Raw genomic sequence first — 18,447 nt, 5'->3', positions numbered from 1 at the left:
CCATGATCCTGATCGCTACGGCGATCATCCTGATCCTGCCGAACCTGACTCGCCTGATCAGCTGATCACCCAAGCGCGGCACGGAGAAGAATCCATGCACCCACTGTTTCTGTTGTTGATGATGGCGACCGGCACAGCGATTGGCGGCGAAATCGATCAGCCCGCCGCGCTGGCCGCGTTGCAACGCGCCGACAGCATTCTGATCGACGTTCGCACCGCGCAGGAATACGCCGAGGGCGCTTTGCCCGGCGCGACGCGAATCGAGACCCAGGATCTCTCCGAGCGCATCGCCAGTGCCGCTCCCGACAAGGACGCTCCGATCGTTCTGTACTGCCGCAGTGGCCGTCGCTCATCCGCCGCGCAGGATCTTCTCCAGGAAATGGGTTATCGCCAGGTCATCAATGCCGGCGCTTATCAGGACTTGCAAGCAGTCGTTCCACCGCGCTGAGCCGCACGCTCTTGTTCATCGCCGTCAGCGTCACCTCCCTTCGCCTTTAGCGGGAACTAATGCGTAGCAGCGGCTACTGAAAAAGAAGCCGCTATTTTTTGCGCCTGCCCGCAACTGCCCGGAGGACTCGGATTGATGAATTGGGACGTGCTGTTTAACGAAACCCTATGGATCAACACTGCCATAATCGCTGGCGTCACAATTGTCAGCTATCTCATCCTGCAGGCCATTCTGCGGATCATTACCAGCCGTTTGCGGGCGATGAGCAAACGCTCCAAAAGCGGCTTCGTCGCCATTGCGGCGGAAATGCTCAGCCGCACCAGCCATCTGTTACTGATTGCTCTCTCGTTACTGATCAGCCTCAAGATCGTCGAACTGCCGGATCGCTGGGAATCGGCGATGTCGCATGGCTGGTTCATCGCCCTCGCCTTCCAGCTCGCACTCTGGATGGACACCGCCGTCAGGCTGTGGATGGAAAGCCTGAGCCGCGACGGCAAGGCGCGAAACCCGGTAACCACCACCATCATCGGCATCATGATCCGCATCGTCATCTGGACGATGATGCTGCTCTCGATCCTGGCCAACCTCGGCGTTGACATCACGGCGATGGTCGCCAGCCTCGGGGTTGGCGGTATCGCCATCGCTCTGGCGGTCCAGACGCTGCTCAGCGACGTGTTCGCATCTCTGTCCATTGGCGTGGACAAGCCCTTCGAGATTGGCGATTTCGTCGTGTTTGGCGAAGTCGCCGGGACAATCGAGCACATCGGCCTCAGGACCACGCGCATTCGAGCATTGAGCGGCGAGCAGATCGTCACCGCCAACGCCGATCTGCTCACGCAGGTCCTGCACAACTACAAACGCATGAACACGCGGCGGATCGTGTTCAAGTTCGGCATTGCCTATCAGACGCCGTCGGACAAGGTTCGCGAGGTTTCAGCACTGGTTAAGCAGATCATCGAGAGCCTGGAGAACGCCAAATTCGACCGGGCGCACTTCCTTGCCTTCGACAATAGCCAGCTCACGTTCGAGGTCGTCTACATCATGCAGGTGTCGGATTACAACGCGTACATGGACGCTCAGCAGGAAATCAACCTGCAACTACTCGACGGCATTCGAGAGATGGGCGTGCAGTTCGCCTTCCCGGTTCGCAAGGTCGAATTCACTGGCGGCCACCTACCGGAAGTGAACGTAGCCGGTATTCCCAAGGAAAAACCCGCGGCCAACCAGGAAACTCAGAGCGCTCAGCCAAACGGCTGACGACTGGCGGCGTCCGACCAGAGTGGACGCCGCCGCGGCTCGCTTCAAGGCAGACGGATCTGCTTGTGGGTTTCAATTAATTGCTCCACGACGCCCGGGTCAGCCAGTGTCGAGATATCGCCCAGGGCGTCGTATTCGTCAGCGGCGATCTTGCGCAGAATGCGCCGCATGATCTTGCCCGAGCGCGTCTTCGGCAGCCCCGGCGCCCACTGAATCACGTCCGGCACGGCGATTGGTCCGATCTCCTTGCGCACCCACTGTTGCAGTTCCTGACGCAGCTGATCGGAAGACTCCTCCCCTGTCACCAGCGTCACATACACATAGATCCCCTGCCCCTTGAGCGGATGCGGCACACCCACCGCAGCCGCTTCGGCCACTTTGCGATGCGCCACCAGGGCGCTTTCGATTTCGGCTGTCCCCATACGGTGGCCGGAAACGTTCAGCACGTCGTCTACCCGGCCAGTGATCCAGTAATAACCATCCTCGTCGCGGCGCGCGCCGTCTCCGGTGAAATACATGCCGCGAAAGGTTTTGAAGTAGGTATCGACGAAGCGGTCATGGTCACGATAGATGCTGCGCATCTGCCCTGGCCAGGAGTCGAGGATCACCAGATTGCCGTCGGTCGCGCCTTCCAAGAGGTTACCGAGGTTATCCACCAACCCCGGTACTATGCCGAAGAAAGGCCGCGTCGCAGAACCTGGCTTCAGTGCGGTTGCACCCGGCAGCGGGCTGATGAGGATGCCGCCGGTCTCGGTTTGCCACCAGGTATCGACGATCGGGCAGTGTGATCGCCCAACCGTCTCGTAATACCAGTGCCAGGCTTCCGGATTGATCGGCTCACCCACCGTACCGAGCAACCGCAGGCTCGACCCATCGGCACCCTCCATCGCCGCGCTGCCTTCGGCCATCATCGAGCGGATCGCCGTGGGCGCGGTATAGAGAATGTTGACCTTGTGCTTGTCGATGATCTGCGCGATCCGCGTCACATCGGGATAATTGGGTACACCTTCGAACATCAAGGTGGTCGCGCCATTGGCCAGCGGCCCGTAGATGATGTAGCTGTGTCCGGTGATCCAGCCCACGTCGGCGGTACACCAGTAGATCTCGCCGGGTCGATAGTCGAAGACCCGCTCGTGGGTCAGCGCGGCATAGAGCAGATAGCCGCCCGTGGTATGCATCACGCCTTTGGGTTTTCCGGTTGAGCCGGAGGTATAAAGAATGAACAGCGGCTCCTCCGCTCCCATTTCCTTGGGCGCGCAGACTTCTCCCGCAACGCGCATCAAATCCTCGTACCAGATGTCGCGATGCTGATTCCATTTGATGTTGCCGCCGGTACGCCGCACCACGATGATCTTCTGCACGCAGCGGGTTTTCGGGTTAGTCAATGCCTCGTCGACGTTAGCCTTCAGCGGTATGGCCTTGCCGCCGCGCAGCCCTTCGTCGGCCGTGATCACGACCTTCGAATTGCCGTCGATGATTCGTCCGGCCAGCGCCTCCGGTGAAAAACCGCCGAACACGACCGAATGGATGGCGCCGATGCGTGCGCAGGCCAGCATCGCCACGGCGACCTCGGGAATCATCGGCATATAGATAGTGACGACATCCCCTCGGTGCACATCTTGCCCACGCAGAGCGTTGGCGAACTTGCTGACCTCCTGATGCAACTCACGGTAAGTGATCTTGCGCTGCTCCGAGGGAGCATCGCCCTCCCAGATGATCGCGATCTCATCGCCACGCGTGTCCAGATGGCGATCCAGACAGTTGGCCGAGACGTTCAAGGTGCCATCGGCAAACCACTTGATGTCGACGTGATGATCATCGAAGGATGTCTGCTTGACGCGTGTGAACGGTTTGATCCAGTCAATACGCTCCGCCTGCTCGCGCCAGAAGCCGTCAGGGTTGACCACCGACTGTTGATACATGGCTTTGTAAGTGGCTTCGTCGGTCAGCGACCGAGCCGCAACGTCTGGATTTACGGGATACAGGGACTCAGCACTCATGGGTAAATACCTCACTCGTCGGTCTTGTTATCGTTTCGAATAACCCTGTCTCAGGCGAACCATATGCATCAAACCAGGCGCCTGGGCGACTTCACGTTCGAGCTATGCGGGCTCAAAGCGTTCCGCTGGCTGCAAGCCGTGGCAAAACGCCGTCCCTTGAAGCATAGACGGTTCGGCCACGGCGTACTTCGCCGTTCTTCGCGGTCGTAGGGATGAGGCTATCCGCCCGCTAACGCCGAGGTTCGATGGATGTCAGACCCAGCCAACCTGTACTTTCGCGTCGTTAGACGCGTTACTGAAAGCATCGCTTTGTATCCGGTCCTGATCCCCGCGCTCTATGTCGTGGTGGCCCTCCTGGTCTTCGCATTCGAATCGACAGATACCGCCGCGACGCTACGCGACGAACTGCCTCCAGGCCTGATCGATGCCGACAACAGCCGCGAGGTGCTTGGCACGCTTATCACCGGCATCATTTCTCTTGTGGTCTTCAGCTTCTCGATGGTGATGGTGGTGCTGAACGGAGCGGCTTCCCGTCTGTCACCACGCGTGCTGCCCGGACTGATCAGCGACCGACGCAATCAGGTGATTCTCGGCATTTACCTGGGAAGCATCGTCTACTATCTGCTGCTGATTACCAGCATCAACACGAGCGACCCGCAAAGCGTTCCGGTGCTCGGCCTGCTGCTGGCTGTGCTGTTCGGGATGTTCTGCATGGCTTTGTTCGTCGTGTTCATTCGCTCGGTTTCGCAATCGATTCAGGTCGACTGGGTTCTCAGCCAGCTTTACAACGGCGCGTCGGCCAATCTCGGCAAGCGCAAGCGGCGTATCGCCCAGGTCGCCGAATTTCCCGATGCTGGCGATTGGTGGTGCCTGTCCGCAGCCCAACCGGGTTACCTGCGCGAGGTGAACGAAAGGCGCCTGGGCAAGCTGCTACGCAAAAGGGGCCTTATCGCCATGATTCAGGTAGAGCCGGGCTTCTTCCTCATTGAGGGCCATCCGCTGATCAAGCTCAGCAAGCCACTAAGCGACGAAGATGCCGGCGAAGTATTGGATTGCTTCGACTTCCATGACAACGAATTCGCCGGTGACAACGTCTCTAACGGCATGCGGCAGATTTCCGAGATAGCAGTCAAGGCTATAAGCCCGGCCATCAACGACCCCGGAACGGCGATGCGGGCAACCAACTTACTCGGCGTATTGTTGAAACGGCTCGGCGGTATGCCACCCCTCGACGCTGGCTGTTTTGACAAGGGCCAGCCGCGCCTCTTCTATCCGCAAGTAGGCATGCAGCGCCTGCTGCAAACCGTCGTAGCCCCTATCCGCGTTTACGGCAGCCACGACCCACAAGTTCTGACCACGCTGCTGCAGTGTCTGAAAAATGCCATGCACGGTAATCCGAGCGAAACGCAGCTGGAGGCGCTTCACGGCGAGCTGCGTGCATTGCGTGAAGAAGCCGACGCGAAAGTACAGAACCAGCAGGACCGCCGAACAGTGAACGAGGCACTCGAGCGCCTGGCCGAACTCGAACGCGGGTCTCTGACCATAGCGCCTCTTCCCGTCAACGGAGTAAACCAACCAAAGGCGTCAACCTAGCCCCTGGACCATGCCAGACGTACTCGAGCGTCCATGGTTCGCGCCAGTCGTTTGCAAGCGGTTCCAACAAGCATGGCGAATGCCGTTCTTTCGCCCCGTTGCCAGCGCTCTGCTGGCGTGCTTTTTAATTTAATATGGCCACCTTTCGCCGTACCGGAGCCGTAATGACCGCCGCAGCCCTCTCCCCGACTGTCGAACTCGCCTGCGAGCTGATCAATCGTCCATCGGTGACCCCGCTGGACGAAGGTTGCCAGCAACTAATGAGCGAGCGTCTTGCCGCCTGCGGTTTCGCCATCGAGCCGATGCACATCGAGGATGTCGAGAACTTCTGGGCAGTTCGCGGCAACGAAGGGCCGGTTCTGTGTTTCGCCGGCCATACCGACGTAGTCCCGACCGGGCCGGTGCAGGCGTGGCATAACCCACCATTCAGGGCGCACATCGACGAGCATGGCATGCTCCACGGCCGAGGCGCGGCGGACATGAAAGGTAGCCTGGCCTCGATGATCATCGCGGTGGAGCGCTTCACCGCCGATCATCCGAATCACAAAGGGCAAATCGCCTTCCTTATTACCAGCGACGAAGAGGGCCCCGCGCACCACGGCACCAAGGCTGTGGTCGAGCGTCTGCGCGAACGCGGTCAGCGCCTGGACTGGTGCATTGTCGGCGAGCCGTCAAGCACCACGCTGGTGGGTGATGTAGTGAAGAATGGCCGCCGCGGCTCGCTCGGCGGCACCCTGACCGTACGCGGTCAGCAAGGTCACGTGGCCTATCCGCACCTGGCGAAGAACCCGATTCACCTGGCCGCGCCAGCGCTGGCCGAACTGGCCGCCGAACACTGGGACGATGGCAACGCCTTCTTCCCGCCGACCAGCTTCCAGATATCCAACCTGAATTCCGGGACCGGCGCGACCAATGTCATCCCCGGCGCGCTGGAGGCTGTGTTCAACTTCCGTTTTTCCACCGAATCCACCGTCGAAGGCTTGCAGCAACGCACCGCGGCGATTCTCGACAAGCATGGGCTGGACTGGAGCGTCGATTGGGCGTTGTCGGGCCAGCCCTTCCTCACCGAGCCGGGCGAACTGCTCGACGGCGTGGCCGCGGCGATCCGCAGCGTGACCGGTCGCGAAACGACGCCTTCCACCAGCGGTGGCACGTCGGATGGTCGCTTCATCGCTACCCTGGGAACCCAAGTGGTCGAGCTGGGCCCGGTCAACGCAACGATTCATCAAGTGGACGAACATATCCTGGCCAGCGATCTCGATCTGCTGACCGAGATCTACTACCAAACGCTGGTCAATCTGCTCGCATGCTGATCTGCCCCATCTGCCGCGCCGGGCTCAACGCAGTCGACAATGGCGTCGCTTGCCCGGCCAATCACCGTTTCGATCGTGCCCGTCAGGGTTATCTCAATCTGCTGCCGGTGCAGCACAAGAACAGCCGCGACCCCGGCGACAACCAGGCGATGGTCGAGGCACGGCGGCGCTTTCTCGATGGCGGGCACTATGCGCCGCTGGCCGCACGGTTGGCGCAGCTGGCGGCTGAGCGTGCGCCTGGTCGCTGGTTGGATATCGGTTGTGGCGAGGGTTATTACACCGCACAGATCGCCCAGGCGTTGCCGAATGCTGAAGGCTATGCACTGGATATTTCCCGCGAGGCGGTCAAGCGCGCCTGCAAACGTGCGCCGCAGCTTGAATGGCTGGTGGCGAGCATGGCCCGAGTACCGCTGGCAGATGCCAGCTGCGACTTGCTCGCCAGCGTATTCAGCCCACTGGATTGGTCCGAAACCCGGCGCCTGCTCGCACCCGGTGGAGGCCTGTTGCGCATGGGCCCGACCCGCGAGCATCTATGGGAATTGCGCGGTCTGCTGTATGACGAAGTACGTGACTATGATGACGAAAAGCACCTGTCGCTGATTCCCGAAGGCATGCACCTCGCTCACAGCGAAACGCTGACCTTCGAACTACAGCTGGACAGCGCCGACGACCGTGCCGACTTGCTGGCGATGACCCCACACGGCTGGCGCGCCAGCGCCGAACGCCGCGCCGCGGTGATCGAGGCGCCACTGCGTGTGCGGGTTGCGATACGCTACGACTGGATTCAGCTCGACGCCTAGTGTTGCGGCCATCTTGCAGACGCCTCGTCGCAAGCGGGCCTACAGAAACCGACCGACCACAGAATCAACTGACACATCACCCAACAAGGCAGCCGCCCATGCGTCAACCGGACATCGAGATCTACCTCAGGGATGCCAGCCAGGACGCCGTCACCGACTGGCTGAACCTGGCCGTCGGGCCCTGCTCTGCGTGGCAACCCAAAGGTAAGACGTTCAAGTGCCGCGCTGGACACGTCCCGATCACCTGGCTGCCGAAGGCGGTCGGCAAATGGCATAGCCTGCTGCTCGAAAGCGACGCAACGCCCTGGGAGGACGATGTCGCCTGCGCGCGTGCGGCGTACCAGGCGTTGGGGGTGGAAATCCGCTGCGCGCCCGGCGGCTGGCAGGAAGAAGAATCAGTGGAAGATGCCGATCGCTGGATCAGCATCAGCGAACGCGGTGAAGAAGAAATCGTCTGGCGTACGGATTGAATGGGGCCTCGGAACGGATCCTTGGTGGCTTGTTCCATTTTGGAAGCGCACATCCGTGGGGCCGAATTCATTCGGCCGAAAACCACCATGGGCGTCACTGAGGTGGGCTGAAGCCCGCCCAAAAAAGTCAAAGCTTCGCCCGGAGGGCCGGCCTCCCACAAAAGCAGCTAGGTGCGCACCGAATCTGGAGGCGCGCCTTGCAAGGAAGCTGGATCTACTGCTCCAGCTCGTTCCAGCAAACTGCCTAGAAACGACTTCATCAAAAACAAACCCCGCTGGTTAGCAGGGTTTGTCATCAATGTAGGCCATCGAGCGACGGGCCTCTTCATTGCCGCAGTAAGGGTCAGAACCCCGCTACGTCCTCGGCCTGCAAGCCCTTCTGGCCCTGGATAACCGAGAATTCCACCTGCTGACCTTCAGCCAGAGAGCGGTGGCCTTCGCCACGAATCGCCTGATAGTGAACAAACACATCCGGACCACTACCACGCTGGATGAATCCATAACCCTTGGCATCGTTGAACCACTTGACGGTTCCGGTCTCGCGCTCAGCCATCCTAACTTTCTCCAACTCGATTCTTGTTATTCCCCACCGTGGGGATGGAACGATCCGGCCCGGCTGCAGCAAGCCGTCCGCCCGACAATCTACGGAACAGACATGACAGGTGCGTTTCCAGGCCGTTCGCCGGCTGAGTATAAACACGAAACTCTCGGCTTCGGTTGTTTTGCAGCCGTTGAACGCGACCTCAGCCAATCCTGCACCTGCGCCACAACCACGCCAGCAGCACACCCAAAGTCAGCAGCAGCGGTATCAGGGCGATATTGACGAACTTCAGCGTGCGGCCCAGCGCCTCGATGTCAGCGTTGAGCTGGTAGCGCACCTCGCGCAGCTCTTTGCGGATGCTCAGCTTCTCCTGCATGAAGTTGTGCAATGCCGCCTCCTGCTCGGCGCTCAGTTCCAGTGCCTGTCCAGGGTCCGGGCTCTGCAACTCGGACAGCTTCGCTTCCGTCGCGGCCAAGCGCTGCTGTAGGACGTTTTCCGTCTCGCGGAAACGGTTTTCGGCCTGACGCTGCAATTCCTCGACAACCACGAAAGGCCGGGCAAAGCGGCCGCGCGAACGAATGCTGATCAATGCATCGGTACCGGCGAGGTTGTCCAGCGCGTTGACCACGAAGGTGCCGTTGTCAGCCCAGGGCTGCGGCAGGCGCTGGCCGAAGAAATCCTGCACCTGCACCCACATACGGTCGGCTAGCAGATCGGTATCCGCAACAGCGATGACATTGATGTGAGCCGCTTTCTTGAGGCCGTCTGTACGCCCTTCGATCCCGTCCGGATAGGCCGATAGCGCCGGCCCCTGAATGCGCGCGGCCAGGGTGTAGCGCTCGCCGGTCGGCTCCAGCTCGCGTAGCAGCACTTCCGGATTGTCCAGGGTGGCGAAGCGCACCGCCTCGAATGGCATGGCGTAGCTTGAGCTCTGGATCAGCGGCGTGAAGCGGGTCGTTGCATCCTCCAGCGGCTCGAGGAAACCAGCCGTGGCCACCGTCAGGCTTTCCAGCGAGGCAATGGTGACGTCCTCGGCATCCATGGTGCCTTGCGGTAGGTTCAACCAGCCCGGATGGCGGACCGACCGGCGTTCGGCGCCAACACCGACGGACATCGCGTAGGACGCATCCGCCACCACCTGCTCGGCATCCATGCGCACGCCCCAGGCCTTGAACAGCGGCTCCAGATCGGACGCCTTGTTCTCGCCGAACTCGCCCGGGCCGATGCCCATGCCAAGATCGGCTTCGCTGTAAGGATCTACGAACACCAGCAGCTTGCCGCCACGCATGACGAACTGGTCGATGGCGTAGAGCGTCTGCTCGGGAAGATCCTTGGGGTGCACCAGCATCAGCACCGACACGCTGGCCGGGATCATGTCGACGTCGCGCTTGAGACTCTCGATATGGAAAACCTGGCGGATGTTCTCCAGCACCATCCAGGGCTGCGTCGCCTGCTGAGTACGCATGTCGAAACCGCCATTGATCTGCAACCCGGACAGTACGCCCACGACGGGCATCTGCGGCGCCGCAAGCGTTTGCACCAGGCGGCTGATCTCGTATTCCAGAAACTCCTCCTGATCCAGCGGGAAGAACGGAATGCCCTGCGTCTGGCCTTCGGCGTTGGTACCAGCAAGGCCGAAGTAGATCGTGTCGCCGCTCTGGTTCAACGGCACCGCTTGCAGGCCCAGCTCGGCGGCGCGATCTTCCTCTTCCGAGAACGGCAGCGGGTCAATCACGTGCAGCTTGATCTTGCCTCCCGCCTCGCGCTCGTAGGCGCGCAGCATTTCCTCGACGCGCCGGGCGTAGTTACGCAGCGCTACCAGGTCTTTCACCGCATGGTCGGAATAGAAAAAATGCAGTTCAATGGGCTCTTTGAGTTCATCGAGGATGGTCTCGGTGCCTTCGGAAATGGTGTAGAGCTTCTGCTCGGTCAGGTCCAGCCGGGCACCGGTGAACAGCAGACTGGAGAAGATGTTGAACGCCAGAAACGCCAGCGCGATCAGCAGCAGCCCGGCGCCTGAATAAATCACTCGTTTCATGTGGGCTCCCTTATGCCGCTTTCTTCAGATCGACGACCACGGCGGTGGCCGCCAGCCAGGCGATGATCAGCGTGACGAAATACAGCAGGTCGCGCAGATCGATCACGCCCTTGCTGAGCGAGTCGAAACGGATTAGGAAACTCAGGGATGCCACCGCATCCACCAGCCACTGCGGTGCCCAGGCAAAGGCGTCGAGCACCATCGGCAGGCCGCTGACGATGAATAGAAAGCACACGCTGACGGCAAGAATGAAGGCGATCACCTGATTCTTCGCCAGCGCCGACATGCACGAACCTATCGCCAGGAAGGCACCCGCCAGCAGCCAGCTGCCGAAGTAACCGGCGGCGATCGCGCCGTTGTCCGGCTCGCCGAGGTAGTTGACGGTGATGACCATCGGAAAGGTCAGCAGTAGCGCCATGCCAGCGAACACCCAGGCGGCGAGAAACTTGCCGGTGACTGCCTCGAACAGGCTGATCGGTAGCGTCATCAACAATTCGATGGAGCCGGATTTACGCTCCTCCGCCCATAAGCGCATCGCGATGGCGGGGATAAGGAACAGGTACAACCAGGTATGGAAGCCGAAGAATGGCACCAGATCCGCCTGGCCTCGTTCGTAGAAGCCGCCCAGATAAAAGGTGAACACCCCGGACAGCACCAGGAAAATCAGAATGAACACATAGGCGAGCGGCGTGGCGAAATAACTGCCCAGCTCGCGCTTGAAGATCACCGGCAACTGGCTCATAGCGCCTCCCCGCGGGTCAATGTACGGAACACCTCGTCCAGCCGCCCACGCTCCACGTTCAGCTCCTTCACCGGCCAACCCTGCTGGCCGATCAAGGCGTTGATTTGCGGGAAGATCACCTCACCCGGCTTGGCCAGCACCGTGACGCTGTGTTCCGGCTCGTTGTGCTCGACCCCCGCCACGCCCGGCATGGCTGCCAATGCAATCTCATCCAGCGGACCGTCGCTGACCAGCGTCACCGCCTGGTGATACTTCGAACGACTCTCCAGCTCGAACGGCGTGCCATCGGCCACCAGGCGACCGCTGGCGATCACCACCGCGCGCGTACACACCGCAGTGACCTCTTCGAGAATATGCGTGGAGATGATGACGATCTTGTCCTGCGCCAGCCCTTGGATCAGCCCGCGCACCTGATGCTTCTGGTTCGGATCCAGGCCATCGGTGGGCTCGTCGAGGATCAGCACGCGCGGGTCGTGCAGGATCGCCTGCGCCAGCCCGACGCGCCGCTTGAAGCCCTTGGACAGCGTCTCGATCGCCTGGCCGAGCACCGCTTCCAACTCCACCTGCCCCGCCGCGGTATCGACCCGTACGCGCTTGTCCGCGCCGCGATAGCCGCGCACCTCAGCGATGAATTCGAGAAAGCCGCGTACCGTCATGTCGCCGTAACACGGCGCGCCTTCCGGCAGATAGCCGATCTGCCGCTGAGCCTGCAGCGTCTGGGTCTGGATGTCGCAACTGAAAATGCTGGCCGTGCCAGAAGTCGGCGCGAGAAAACCGGTCAGCATCTTCATGGTGGTGGACTTGCCGGCGCCATTGGGGCCGAGAAAACCCAGCACCTCACCAGGCTGGACGCTGAACGACAGCGCATCGACCGCCGTGTGCTGGGCAAATCGTTTGGTCAGATTCTTTAACTCGATCATTGGCCTCTCATCCATGGATCAAGGCCGGCGCCACGCATGCACCACGCACCCGGCCTGCAAAAATGCCGGCGGAACTATATGAAGATGGGCGCGGCGAATGCAACGGACAAAGCGGTTGGGAGATTTACCGGAGATTGCATCGTTCGCCTCGCTCACTAGACTCTCGCAAAGCTACGCTTCTGCTCGCCTCTTAATCGTTAAACATCATGGCTATTTCAGTACCTGAGGAAATTCGGCACAGCTGTCGCAGGCACTCGATATCGTCCAGCGTCATCTGGCATCGACGCTACTGGCAGTGCACTTTTAGGGTTCCGCGCTGAATCGTTAAATTGCTCGATGCCGGCCACTAAGAATGTCTAACAATTCATCAAGCGTTAGATACACCTATCAAATTTCGGTGATAAGCAAATCAAGAGCAGCAATGATTTCATCGCGTTGTGCGGAGAGTTCCGCAACTTGGGTGCCAAGGTGCTTCTTGGCGATACCGGCCAGTTGCGGAGTTACCATCACGTACTGCCTGCCTTCGATTTCAAAGGTTGGCGTGAGGGTCCTGAGGATTTTTCCTTTCATGGCAGAAGCCGTGAGGAGAGGCACCACAACTCGCGTACCCAGCTCGGCGATTAAATCGCTTTGCACATCGAGCAGGAAGGGTACGGCAGCCTTGGTGGCTGAGTTTGTGTTCTTTGTAAACGGCAAACTGAGGCATCAAAAGCTCCGCAGCTCATCGCTGAACATGCCCTGGGCTTCCACGTATTCGTTATAGGCATCGATGGCTTTGCTGTTCTCTGCCAGCCATTGCTCACGCTGTTTTTTTCTTCAGGGTCTCGACCAGAGCCTGTTCCAATGTCGCGGAGAGGTTGATATTCAAGTCTTTGGATTTATGAAGTAAGTCACCGTTAACACTGAGGTTAGCAGCCCGCTTTGGGACATGTGGGTCATAAGCCGCGAGCACGGTCTTCACTCCTTGGCTATTGCATGCGCAGATATTGTGCGCATGCCGGCGCTCCGTCAAAGGCGCATCCGACAACAGACGCAACCGTTCGCTTCGCTTACTGGATGGGCAAACGCCACCCCTTTCAGCGCCCCGTCTCAGCTCCTGTCCTCCACATGCCGACCGAAGTTGTCCAGAATGGCCTGCCAACCCTGGCGCTGGAGTTCGGGCGGGTTTGCGGTCTCCGCATCGAACCTGACGGTCACGAGAACGCCGTCAGGGCGCTCGGCAAACTCGATCTCGGCCTCACGGCCATCGCCCATCCGGTATTCGATGAGCTTCTTCGGTACGACGCGAGTGTAGGTGCCTTCGAAGTCGAATCCCAGGCTGCCATCCTTCGCTTCCATGCGCGACATGAACGTGCCGCCTTCGCGCAGATCGACGGTGCTCCTGGTCGTGTGCCAATCATCCTGAGCCGCATTCCATTGCTTGATGTCTGCGGGATTGTTGTAGGCATCCCAGACCTTGCCTAGCTCGGCCTTTACGCGAGTCTCTACGGTGATTTTCATAGCTGTCTCCTTTCGATTTGCGGTTGCCCTGCCCTGTGGTCGAACGGTGAAGTGGAAATTCGACACGGTAGTTGTCACGGCAGATATGCAATCCTCTGGTGCGGTAGCGAACCGGCAAGTGACCTGCCCGCCTATTCCTCGCTTTCAGTCCAACATGTTAAGGAGGCATCGATGGCATTCGTGACAGGCCTTATGGCAACGCTACTCTTGGCGGGCTATTTGCGTTGGCGCCGTGTTAAAGCATTGGTAGCGATTGCCGGCGTCGGGCTGGTTTTGCCGGCATTGGTGGCGTTCACATCCTTCATCTACCCTGCGGACCCGGAAGCACGCATGTGGGCGGCGATTGCCGTTCCTGTCTCCTATGTATGGGGATTGGCCACCGCTGGTGTGAGCTATGGTGTAGCGGCGCTGGTGCTGAGACGTGATGTCTGAGGCCCGAAGCGCATAACCGTTACCTGAGCTTGCAAGCCCGACTTCCACTGCGATGGAGCCCACGATGCAGAGCGATGAAATCAAAGCCATATTCGATCAACAGGCTTCGAGTTACGACGAGCGCTGGGCCAAGACAGCGCCGATTCGAAGCGCATTGCATTTGCTGCTGGAAGCGGTGCTTGCCGAGCTGCCGGCCGATGCGCGAATTCTTTGTGTTGGTGCTGGCACGGGCGAAGAGATCGATTATCTCGCCAGGCGTTATCCCCTGTGGACCTTTACCGCCGTGGAGCCCTCCGGCGCCATGCTCGATGTGTGTCGCAACAAGGCGGTGAAGGGAGGGTTCGTCTCCCGCTGTGATTTCCATGAGGGATATCTGGAATCGCTGCCTGGCGGAGATACCTTCGATGCAGCAACCTGTTTTCTGGTTTCCCAGTTCATTCTGGAACGGGAAGCCCGAGCCGACTTTTTCCGAACCATAGCCGCAAGGCTTCGCCCCGGCGCGATATTGGCAAGTTCTGATCTGGCATCGGATACGACTTCCAGCGAATACGATGCCCTTCTCGATGCATGGTTGAAGATGATGCAGAAGGCGGATATTCCTGCTGCAGGCCTGGAGCAGATGCGTGCGGCTTACGCCAAGGACGTCGCGATACTTCCTACCTCGGAGATCGCATCTATCCTCAAGGCTGGTGGCTTCGATGAGCCCATTCTGTTCTACCAGGCCGGGTTGATCCATGCCTGGTTCGCGAGACGTGCATCAGGCGAGGCGCCATGAGCCGGACATGGCCCCTGCCCTTCCTGATCGCAGCGCTTGCAGGGGCGGCTATCTGGGCGTTGTCGCCCTGGATCACCGGTCGGGCTGAACCCTGGGACGTAGGCCTGTACTACAGCGGCGCGCTGTTGGCAGCAGGATTGCTCTCGGGCGTTGCGGTGCCGAAGCCGCTCTGGGCGCACTATCTGGGTGGCATAGTCGGGCAGGCGCTGTACCTGTTGCTGTTCTTGCCGCCCAGCCCCTTGATGGCGGTAGGCCTGGTGTTCCTGTTGGTGTGGTCACTGCTGTTGCTGGTCGGTGCCTGTGCCGGTGCCCGCGTTCGGACGCGCTGAAGGCATCCACCGTTGCCGCTGTCGGTTTCCGAAGCTCGCATAGCCAGCACGCATTGCGCGAAGTTGAACTAGTGTTTCAAGTCCGACAATACGACTCGCGCAACGGAGAACCGACGATGACCCCAGCCGACCTGGCCAGCATCTATCGACAGTACATCGCCTGCCTGAATGACAGGGATTGGTCGAACCTGGGACGCTTCGTGCACGACGAGGTGAGTCATAACGGCAAGCGGATCGGCCTGGCCGGTTATCGCCAAATGCTGGAGAACGACTACGCCAGCATTCCCGATCTGCACTTCAACATCGAATTGCTGGTTGCCGAGCCCCCTTATGTCGCGAGCCGGCTACAATTCAACTGTTCGCCAAAAGCCCGGTTTCTGGAGCTGGATGTCGACGGGCGGAAGGTTTCGTTCGCGGAGAACGTCTTCTATGCGTTCAAGGACGGGCAGATCGTCGAGGTCCGCTCCGTCATCGACAAAGCCGCCATCGAGGCACAGCTGTCGACTCGGACCGAGGGCACTTGACCCTTCGCCGGCACACCTCGGCTCGAGTCAGCAGGCAGGCATACCTGCGGTGGAATACGCTGCGCGGTTTCCACCCTACACACACATCGAGCATCAATTTTTTTGTCCGCTGCCTGCGCTTGCGGCACACTTGCCGCCTTCGAGGGCCCTGCCCCTTTTTAGCCGAATCTTCGTATGACCCGCTCGCCGATCCGTCGTCTGCTCTTCTCCATCTTGCGCCGCGTGCTGTATTTCTGGGTGCGCTCGGAAACCATCAACCAGTCAGCTTTCAACCTCAAGCTGGACCGCAGCAGGCCGGTGTTTTATGTGTTGCAACGCGCCTCGCTGAGCGATCTGGCGGTGCTCGATCAAGAGTGCGGCAAGGCCGGTTTGCCGCGTCCGGTGGCGGAGGTCGCTGTGGGTAGCCATATCGAGCCGGCGGCATTCATCTTCCTCAGCCCTGCGGCGAGCTGGTTCGGCCGGCGTACACGAGTCGTGCCTCCGGCGCCGCTCGTTCGTCTGGTCGGCGCGCTGGAACAGAATGCCGTGGATAACGCGCAGATCGTCCCGGTGAGCGTGTTCTGGGGCCAGTCGCCGGATCGCGAAACGAGTCCCTGGAAGCTGCTGTTCGCCGATAGCTGGGCGGTGACCGGGCGGCTGCGCAAGCTGCTGAGCATCCTGATCCTCGGGCGCAAGACGCGTGTGCAGTTCTCCACGCCGATCCAGCTCGACGAACTGGTGGCGATGAACAAGGGGCACGAGCGCACCCTGCGCATGGTCCATCGCATGCTGCGGGTACACTTCCGTCAGCAGAAAACCTCGGTGATCGGCCCGGACCTTTCGCACCGGCGCAACCTGGTCAAGGGGCTAGTGCACGCCCCCGCGGTGCGTCAGGCGATCCGCGACGAGGCCGAGCGCGAGAATATTTCCGTGGAGAAGGCCGAGGCCAAAGCGCTGCGCTACGGCAACGAGATCGCGTCGGACTATGCCTATACGGCGGTGCGCTTTCTCGAGGTGGTGCTGTCCTGGTTCTGGAACAAGATCTACGACGGCATCCGGGTCAATCACATCGAGCCACTGCAGGAGGCGGTGCGCGGCCACGAGGTCATCTACGTGCCCTGCCACCGCAGCCATATCGACTACCTGCTGCTGTCCTACCTGCTGTTCCGCAACGGGCTGACGCCGCCGCACATCGCCGCCGGCATCAATCTCAACATGCCGATAGTCGGCGGGCTGCTGCGCCGTGGCGGCGCATTCTTCATGCGCCGCTCGTTCAAAGGGAACCCACTCTACACCGCGGTATTCAACGAATACCTGCATACCCTCTTCACCCGCGGTTTCCCGGTGGAGTACTTCGTCGAGGGCGGTCGCTCGCGCACCGGGCGCATGCTGCAGCCAAAAACCGGCATGCTGGCGATCACGCTTCGCAGCTACCTGCGCTCGCCGCGATTGCCGATCCTCTTCGTGCCGGTGTACATCGGCTATGAGCGCGTGCTGGAAGGTCGCACTTACCTGGGCGAGTTGCGCGGCGCGCAGAAGAAAAAGGAATCGATCTTCGACATCTTCAAGGTCATCGGCGCGCTCAAACAGCGTTTCGGCCAGGTCTGGGTGAATTTCGGCGAACCGCTCCGGCTCAACGAATTTCTCGACCGGGAGCAACCCGGCTGGCGCCAGCAAAGCCTGGCACCGAGCGACCGTCCGGAATGGCTCAGCGGCACGACCAATCGCCTCGCCGAGCGCATCGCCCAGAGGCTCAACGAAGCGGCGGCGGTCAATCCGGTCAACCTGGTGGCGCTGGCGATGCTGTCCACCAGCCGTCAAGCGTTGGATCATCGTTCGTTGGCACGCATCCTCGATCTCTATCAGCGCCTGTTGCGCGCAGTGCCCTACTCGCCTCATACAACGCTGCCGGACGGCAATGGCGAGGTGCTGATCGACTACGTGAAAGCCCTTGGCCTGCTTGCCGAACAGAAGGACGCGCTGGGCAACATCCTCTATCTCGACGAGCAGAACGCCGTCCTGATGACCTATTACCGCAACAACGTAATGCACATCTTCGCCCTGCCGGCGCTACTGGCGAGCTTCTTCCAGAGCAGTTCACGGATCAGCCGCAAGCAGATCCTGCGCTTCACCCTGGCGCTGTATCCCTACCTGCGAGCCGAGCTGTTCATACGCTGGGAGCCGGAAGAACTGGAGGCGGTGATCGACCAGTGGCTGGCGGCCTTCGTCGAGCAGGGTCTGCTCAAACTCGATGGCGAAATCTATGTCCGTCCGGCGCCTAGTTCCCGTCAGTTCGTGCTGCTTACGCTACTGGCGCGGGTAATCGTGCAGACACTGCAGCGCTTCTACATGGCGATCTCGCTGCTGCTCAACAGCGGCCAGCACAGCCTCACCGCCCAAGAGTTGGAGACGCTCTGCACGGTGATGGCTCAGCGGCTGTCGATCCTGCATGGGTTGAACGCACCGGAATTCTTCGACAAGAGTCTGTTCCGCCATTTCATCGAGAGCCTTCAGGAGCAAGACGTGCTGCGTCAGGACGAGGCCGGCAAACTCGCTTACCACGACAAGCTCGGCGAGCTGGCCGAAGGCGTAGCCAAACGGGTTTTGCCCGCCGAGATTCGCCTGTCGATCCATCAGGTGGCGCTGGAACGGCACGAGGAAGACGTTGCGGTCGACCAGGGCTAAAAGCCCCTCGCGTCGGAACCCGGCAGATGGCAACCAGCACGGTCGAGGATCCGATGCAGATGACAAAACCTGTATATCCATACAGATAAAGATTGCCTGAA

Annotated in this window: 20 protein-coding genes; 11 read left to right on the top strand and 9 right to left on the bottom strand. The window is 60.4% G+C overall.

Features of this window, described 5'->3' with window-relative positions:
* The first annotated feature begins 94 nt into the window (after positions 1-94).
* On the top strand, positions 95-448 hold the full coding sequence (locus NA645_RS18285) for a rhodanese-like domain-containing protein (RefSeq protein WP_256050155.1): 354 nt from the start codon (positions 95-97) through the stop codon (positions 446-448).
* 135 nt (positions 449-583) lie between these two features.
* Complete coding sequence (locus NA645_RS18280) at positions 584-1,705, top strand: mechanosensitive ion channel family protein (protein WP_256050154.1); 1,122 nt, start codon at positions 584-586, stop codon at positions 1,703-1,705.
* A gap of 44 nt (positions 1,706-1,749) precedes the next feature.
* Here the strand turns inward: NA645_RS18280 and acs are convergent, their stop codons facing one another.
* Positions 1,750-3,705 (bottom strand): acetate--CoA ligase, encoded by a 1,956-nt coding sequence (acs, locus tag NA645_RS18275; RefSeq protein WP_256050153.1) that lies wholly within the window; start codon positions 3,703-3,705, stop codon positions 1,750-1,752.
* Between the two features lie 249 nt (positions 3,706-3,954).
* Here acs and NA645_RS18270 point away from each other — a divergent pair, with 249 nt between their 5' ends.
* The 4 genes from NA645_RS18270 (at position 3,955) to NA645_RS18255 (ending at position 7,881) form a co-directional block, all read left to right on the top strand.
* A complete protein-coding gene (locus NA645_RS18270; RefSeq protein WP_256050152.1) occupies positions 3,955-5,298 on the top strand; it encodes a DUF2254 domain-containing protein in 1,344 nt (447 codons plus the stop codon).
* 164 nt (positions 5,299-5,462) lie between these two features.
* Positions 5,463-6,611 (top strand): succinyl-diaminopimelate desuccinylase, encoded by a 1,149-nt coding sequence (gene dapE, locus NA645_RS18265; protein ID WP_256050151.1) that lies wholly within the window; start codon positions 5,463-5,465, stop codon positions 6,609-6,611.
* Entirely contained in the window at positions 6,605-7,411 is an 807-nt protein-coding gene (locus NA645_RS18260; RefSeq protein ID WP_256050150.1) for a putative RNA methyltransferase, read from the top strand. Before dapE ends, NA645_RS18260 begins: the two co-directional genes overlap by 7 nt.
* 98 nt (positions 7,412-7,509) lie before the next feature.
* Entirely contained in the window at positions 7,510-7,881 is a 372-nt protein-coding gene (locus tag NA645_RS18255; protein WP_256050149.1) for a hypothetical protein, read from the top strand.
* A gap of 343 nt (positions 7,882-8,224) precedes the next feature.
* Here NA645_RS18255 and NA645_RS18250 read toward each other — a convergent pair whose 3' ends face one another.
* The 8 genes from NA645_RS18250 to NA645_RS18220 form a co-directional block, all read right to left on the bottom strand.
* Positions 8,225-8,434: a cold-shock protein gene (locus tag NA645_RS18250; RefSeq protein WP_256050148.1), complete on the bottom strand. Its 210-nt coding sequence runs from the start codon at positions 8,432-8,434 to the stop codon at positions 8,225-8,227.
* A gap of 190 nt (positions 8,435-8,624) precedes the next feature.
* Positions 8,625-10,460, bottom strand: a complete 1,836-nt coding sequence (locus NA645_RS18245; protein ID WP_256050147.1) for a GldG family protein — start codon at positions 10,458-10,460, stop codon at positions 8,625-8,627.
* Between the two features lie 10 nt (positions 10,461-10,470).
* On the bottom strand, positions 10,471-11,202 hold the full coding sequence (locus tag NA645_RS18240) for an ABC transporter permease subunit (RefSeq protein ID WP_131648321.1): 732 nt from the start codon (positions 11,200-11,202) through the stop codon (positions 10,471-10,473).
* Entirely contained in the window at positions 11,199-12,122 is a 924-nt protein-coding gene (locus NA645_RS18235; protein WP_256050145.1) for an ABC transporter ATP-binding protein, read from the bottom strand. The genes NA645_RS18240 and NA645_RS18235 overlap by 4 nt, the downstream gene beginning before the upstream one ends.
* Positions 12,123-12,509: 387 nt before the next feature.
* On the bottom strand, positions 12,510-12,758 hold the full coding sequence (locus NA645_RS18230; protein ID WP_256050179.1) for a CcdB family protein: 249 nt from the start codon (positions 12,756-12,758) through the stop codon (positions 12,510-12,512).
* A gap of 69 nt (positions 12,759-12,827) precedes the next feature.
* Positions 12,828-12,893, bottom strand: coding sequence for a type II toxin-antitoxin system CcdA family antitoxin (locus NA645_RS20175; protein WP_336605279.1), 66 nt, complete (start codon positions 12,891-12,893; stop codon positions 12,828-12,830).
* A 28-nt stretch (positions 12,894-12,921) separates the two neighbouring features.
* Complete coding sequence (locus tag NA645_RS20170) at positions 12,922-13,074, bottom strand: type II toxin-antitoxin system CcdA family antitoxin (RefSeq protein ID WP_336605277.1); 153 nt, start codon at positions 13,072-13,074, stop codon at positions 12,922-12,924.
* Between the two features lie 137 nt (positions 13,075-13,211).
* Positions 13,212-13,622 carry an SRPBCC family protein gene (locus NA645_RS18220; RefSeq protein ID WP_256050144.1) on the bottom strand — a complete coding sequence of 137 codons (411 nt, stop codon included), beginning with the start codon at positions 13,620-13,622 and terminating at the stop codon, positions 13,212-13,214.
* 171 nt (positions 13,623-13,793) lie between these two features.
* On the opposite strand from NA645_RS18220, the gene NA645_RS18215 reads away from it, so the two are divergent.
* The 5 genes from NA645_RS18215 (at position 13,794) to plsB (ending at position 18,346) form a co-directional block, all read left to right on the top strand.
* Entirely contained in the window at positions 13,794-14,054 is a 261-nt protein-coding gene (locus tag NA645_RS18215; RefSeq protein ID WP_256050143.1) for a hypothetical protein, read from the top strand.
* 64 nt (positions 14,055-14,118) lie between these two features.
* Positions 14,119-14,829, top strand: coding sequence for a class I SAM-dependent methyltransferase (locus NA645_RS18210; protein ID WP_256050142.1), 711 nt, complete (start codon positions 14,119-14,121; stop codon positions 14,827-14,829).
* Positions 14,826-15,158, top strand: coding sequence for a hypothetical protein (locus NA645_RS18205; RefSeq protein ID WP_256050141.1), 333 nt, complete (start codon positions 14,826-14,828; stop codon positions 15,156-15,158). The genes NA645_RS18210 and NA645_RS18205 overlap by 4 nt, the downstream gene beginning before the upstream one ends.
* A 116-nt stretch (positions 15,159-15,274) precedes the next feature.
* Positions 15,275-15,682 (top strand): ester cyclase, encoded by a 408-nt coding sequence (locus NA645_RS18200; protein WP_256050140.1) that lies wholly within the window; start codon positions 15,275-15,277, stop codon positions 15,680-15,682.
* A 174-nt stretch (positions 15,683-15,856) separates the two neighbouring features.
* Positions 15,857-18,346: a glycerol-3-phosphate 1-O-acyltransferase PlsB gene (plsB, locus tag NA645_RS18195; RefSeq protein WP_256050139.1), complete on the top strand. Its 2,490-nt coding sequence runs from the start codon at positions 15,857-15,859 to the stop codon at positions 18,344-18,346.
* The last annotated feature ends 101 nt before the right edge of the window (positions 18,347-18,447 follow it).

The sequence above is a fragment of the Stutzerimonas stutzeri genome, assembly GCF_024448955.1.
Taxonomy (GTDB): domain Bacteria; phylum Pseudomonadota; class Gammaproteobacteria; order Pseudomonadales; family Pseudomonadaceae; genus Stutzerimonas; species Stutzerimonas stutzeri_AQ.
The sequence above is the reverse complement of the archived record's forward strand: the minus strand, read 5'-3'. Positions and strand labels throughout refer to the sequence as shown.

Bases quoted from the DNA above. Each gene is read 5' to 3' on its own strand.
- NA645_RS18285 (WP_256050155.1), top strand. From the start codon at position 95: ATGCACCCACTGTTTCTGTTGTTGATGATGGCGACCGGCACAGCGATT.
- NA645_RS18280 (WP_256050154.1), top strand. From the start codon at position 584: ATGAATTGGGACGTGCTGTTTAACGAAACCCTATGGATCAACACTGCC.
- acs (WP_256050153.1), bottom strand. From the start codon at position 3,705: ATGAGTGCTGAGTCCCTGTATCCCGTAAATCCAGACGTTGCGGCTCGG.
- NA645_RS18270 (WP_256050152.1), top strand. From the start codon at position 3,955: ATGTCAGACCCAGCCAACCTGTACTTTCGCGTCGTTAGACGCGTTACT.
- dapE (WP_256050151.1), top strand. From the start codon at position 5,463: ATGACCGCCGCAGCCCTCTCCCCGACTGTCGAACTCGCCTGCGAGCTG.
- NA645_RS18260 (WP_256050150.1), top strand. From the start codon at position 6,605: ATGCTGATCTGCCCCATCTGCCGCGCCGGGCTCAACGCAGTCGACAAT.
- NA645_RS18255 (WP_256050149.1), top strand. From the start codon at position 7,510: ATGCGTCAACCGGACATCGAGATCTACCTCAGGGATGCCAGCCAGGAC.
- NA645_RS18250 (WP_256050148.1), bottom strand. From the start codon at position 8,434: ATGGCTGAGCGCGAGACCGGAACCGTCAAGTGGTTCAACGATGCCAAG.
- NA645_RS18245 (WP_256050147.1), bottom strand. From the start codon at position 10,460: ATGAAACGAGTGATTTATTCAGGCGCCGGGCTGCTGCTGATCGCGCTG.
- NA645_RS18240 (WP_131648321.1), bottom strand. From the start codon at position 11,202: ATGAGCCAGTTGCCGGTGATCTTCAAGCGCGAGCTGGGCAGTTATTTC.
- NA645_RS18235 (WP_256050145.1), bottom strand. From the start codon at position 12,122: ATGATCGAGTTAAAGAATCTGACCAAACGATTTGCCCAGCACACGGCG.
- NA645_RS18220 (WP_256050144.1), bottom strand. From the start codon at position 13,622: ATGAAAATCACCGTAGAGACTCGCGTAAAGGCCGAGCTAGGCAAGGTC.
- NA645_RS18215 (WP_256050143.1), top strand. From the start codon at position 13,794: ATGGCATTCGTGACAGGCCTTATGGCAACGCTACTCTTGGCGGGCTAT.
- NA645_RS18210 (WP_256050142.1), top strand. From the start codon at position 14,119: ATGCAGAGCGATGAAATCAAAGCCATATTCGATCAACAGGCTTCGAGT.
- NA645_RS18205 (WP_256050141.1), top strand. From the start codon at position 14,826: ATGAGCCGGACATGGCCCCTGCCCTTCCTGATCGCAGCGCTTGCAGGG.
- NA645_RS18200 (WP_256050140.1), top strand. From the start codon at position 15,275: ATGACCCCAGCCGACCTGGCCAGCATCTATCGACAGTACATCGCCTGC.
- plsB (WP_256050139.1), top strand. From the start codon at position 15,857: ATGACCCGCTCGCCGATCCGTCGTCTGCTCTTCTCCATCTTGCGCCGC.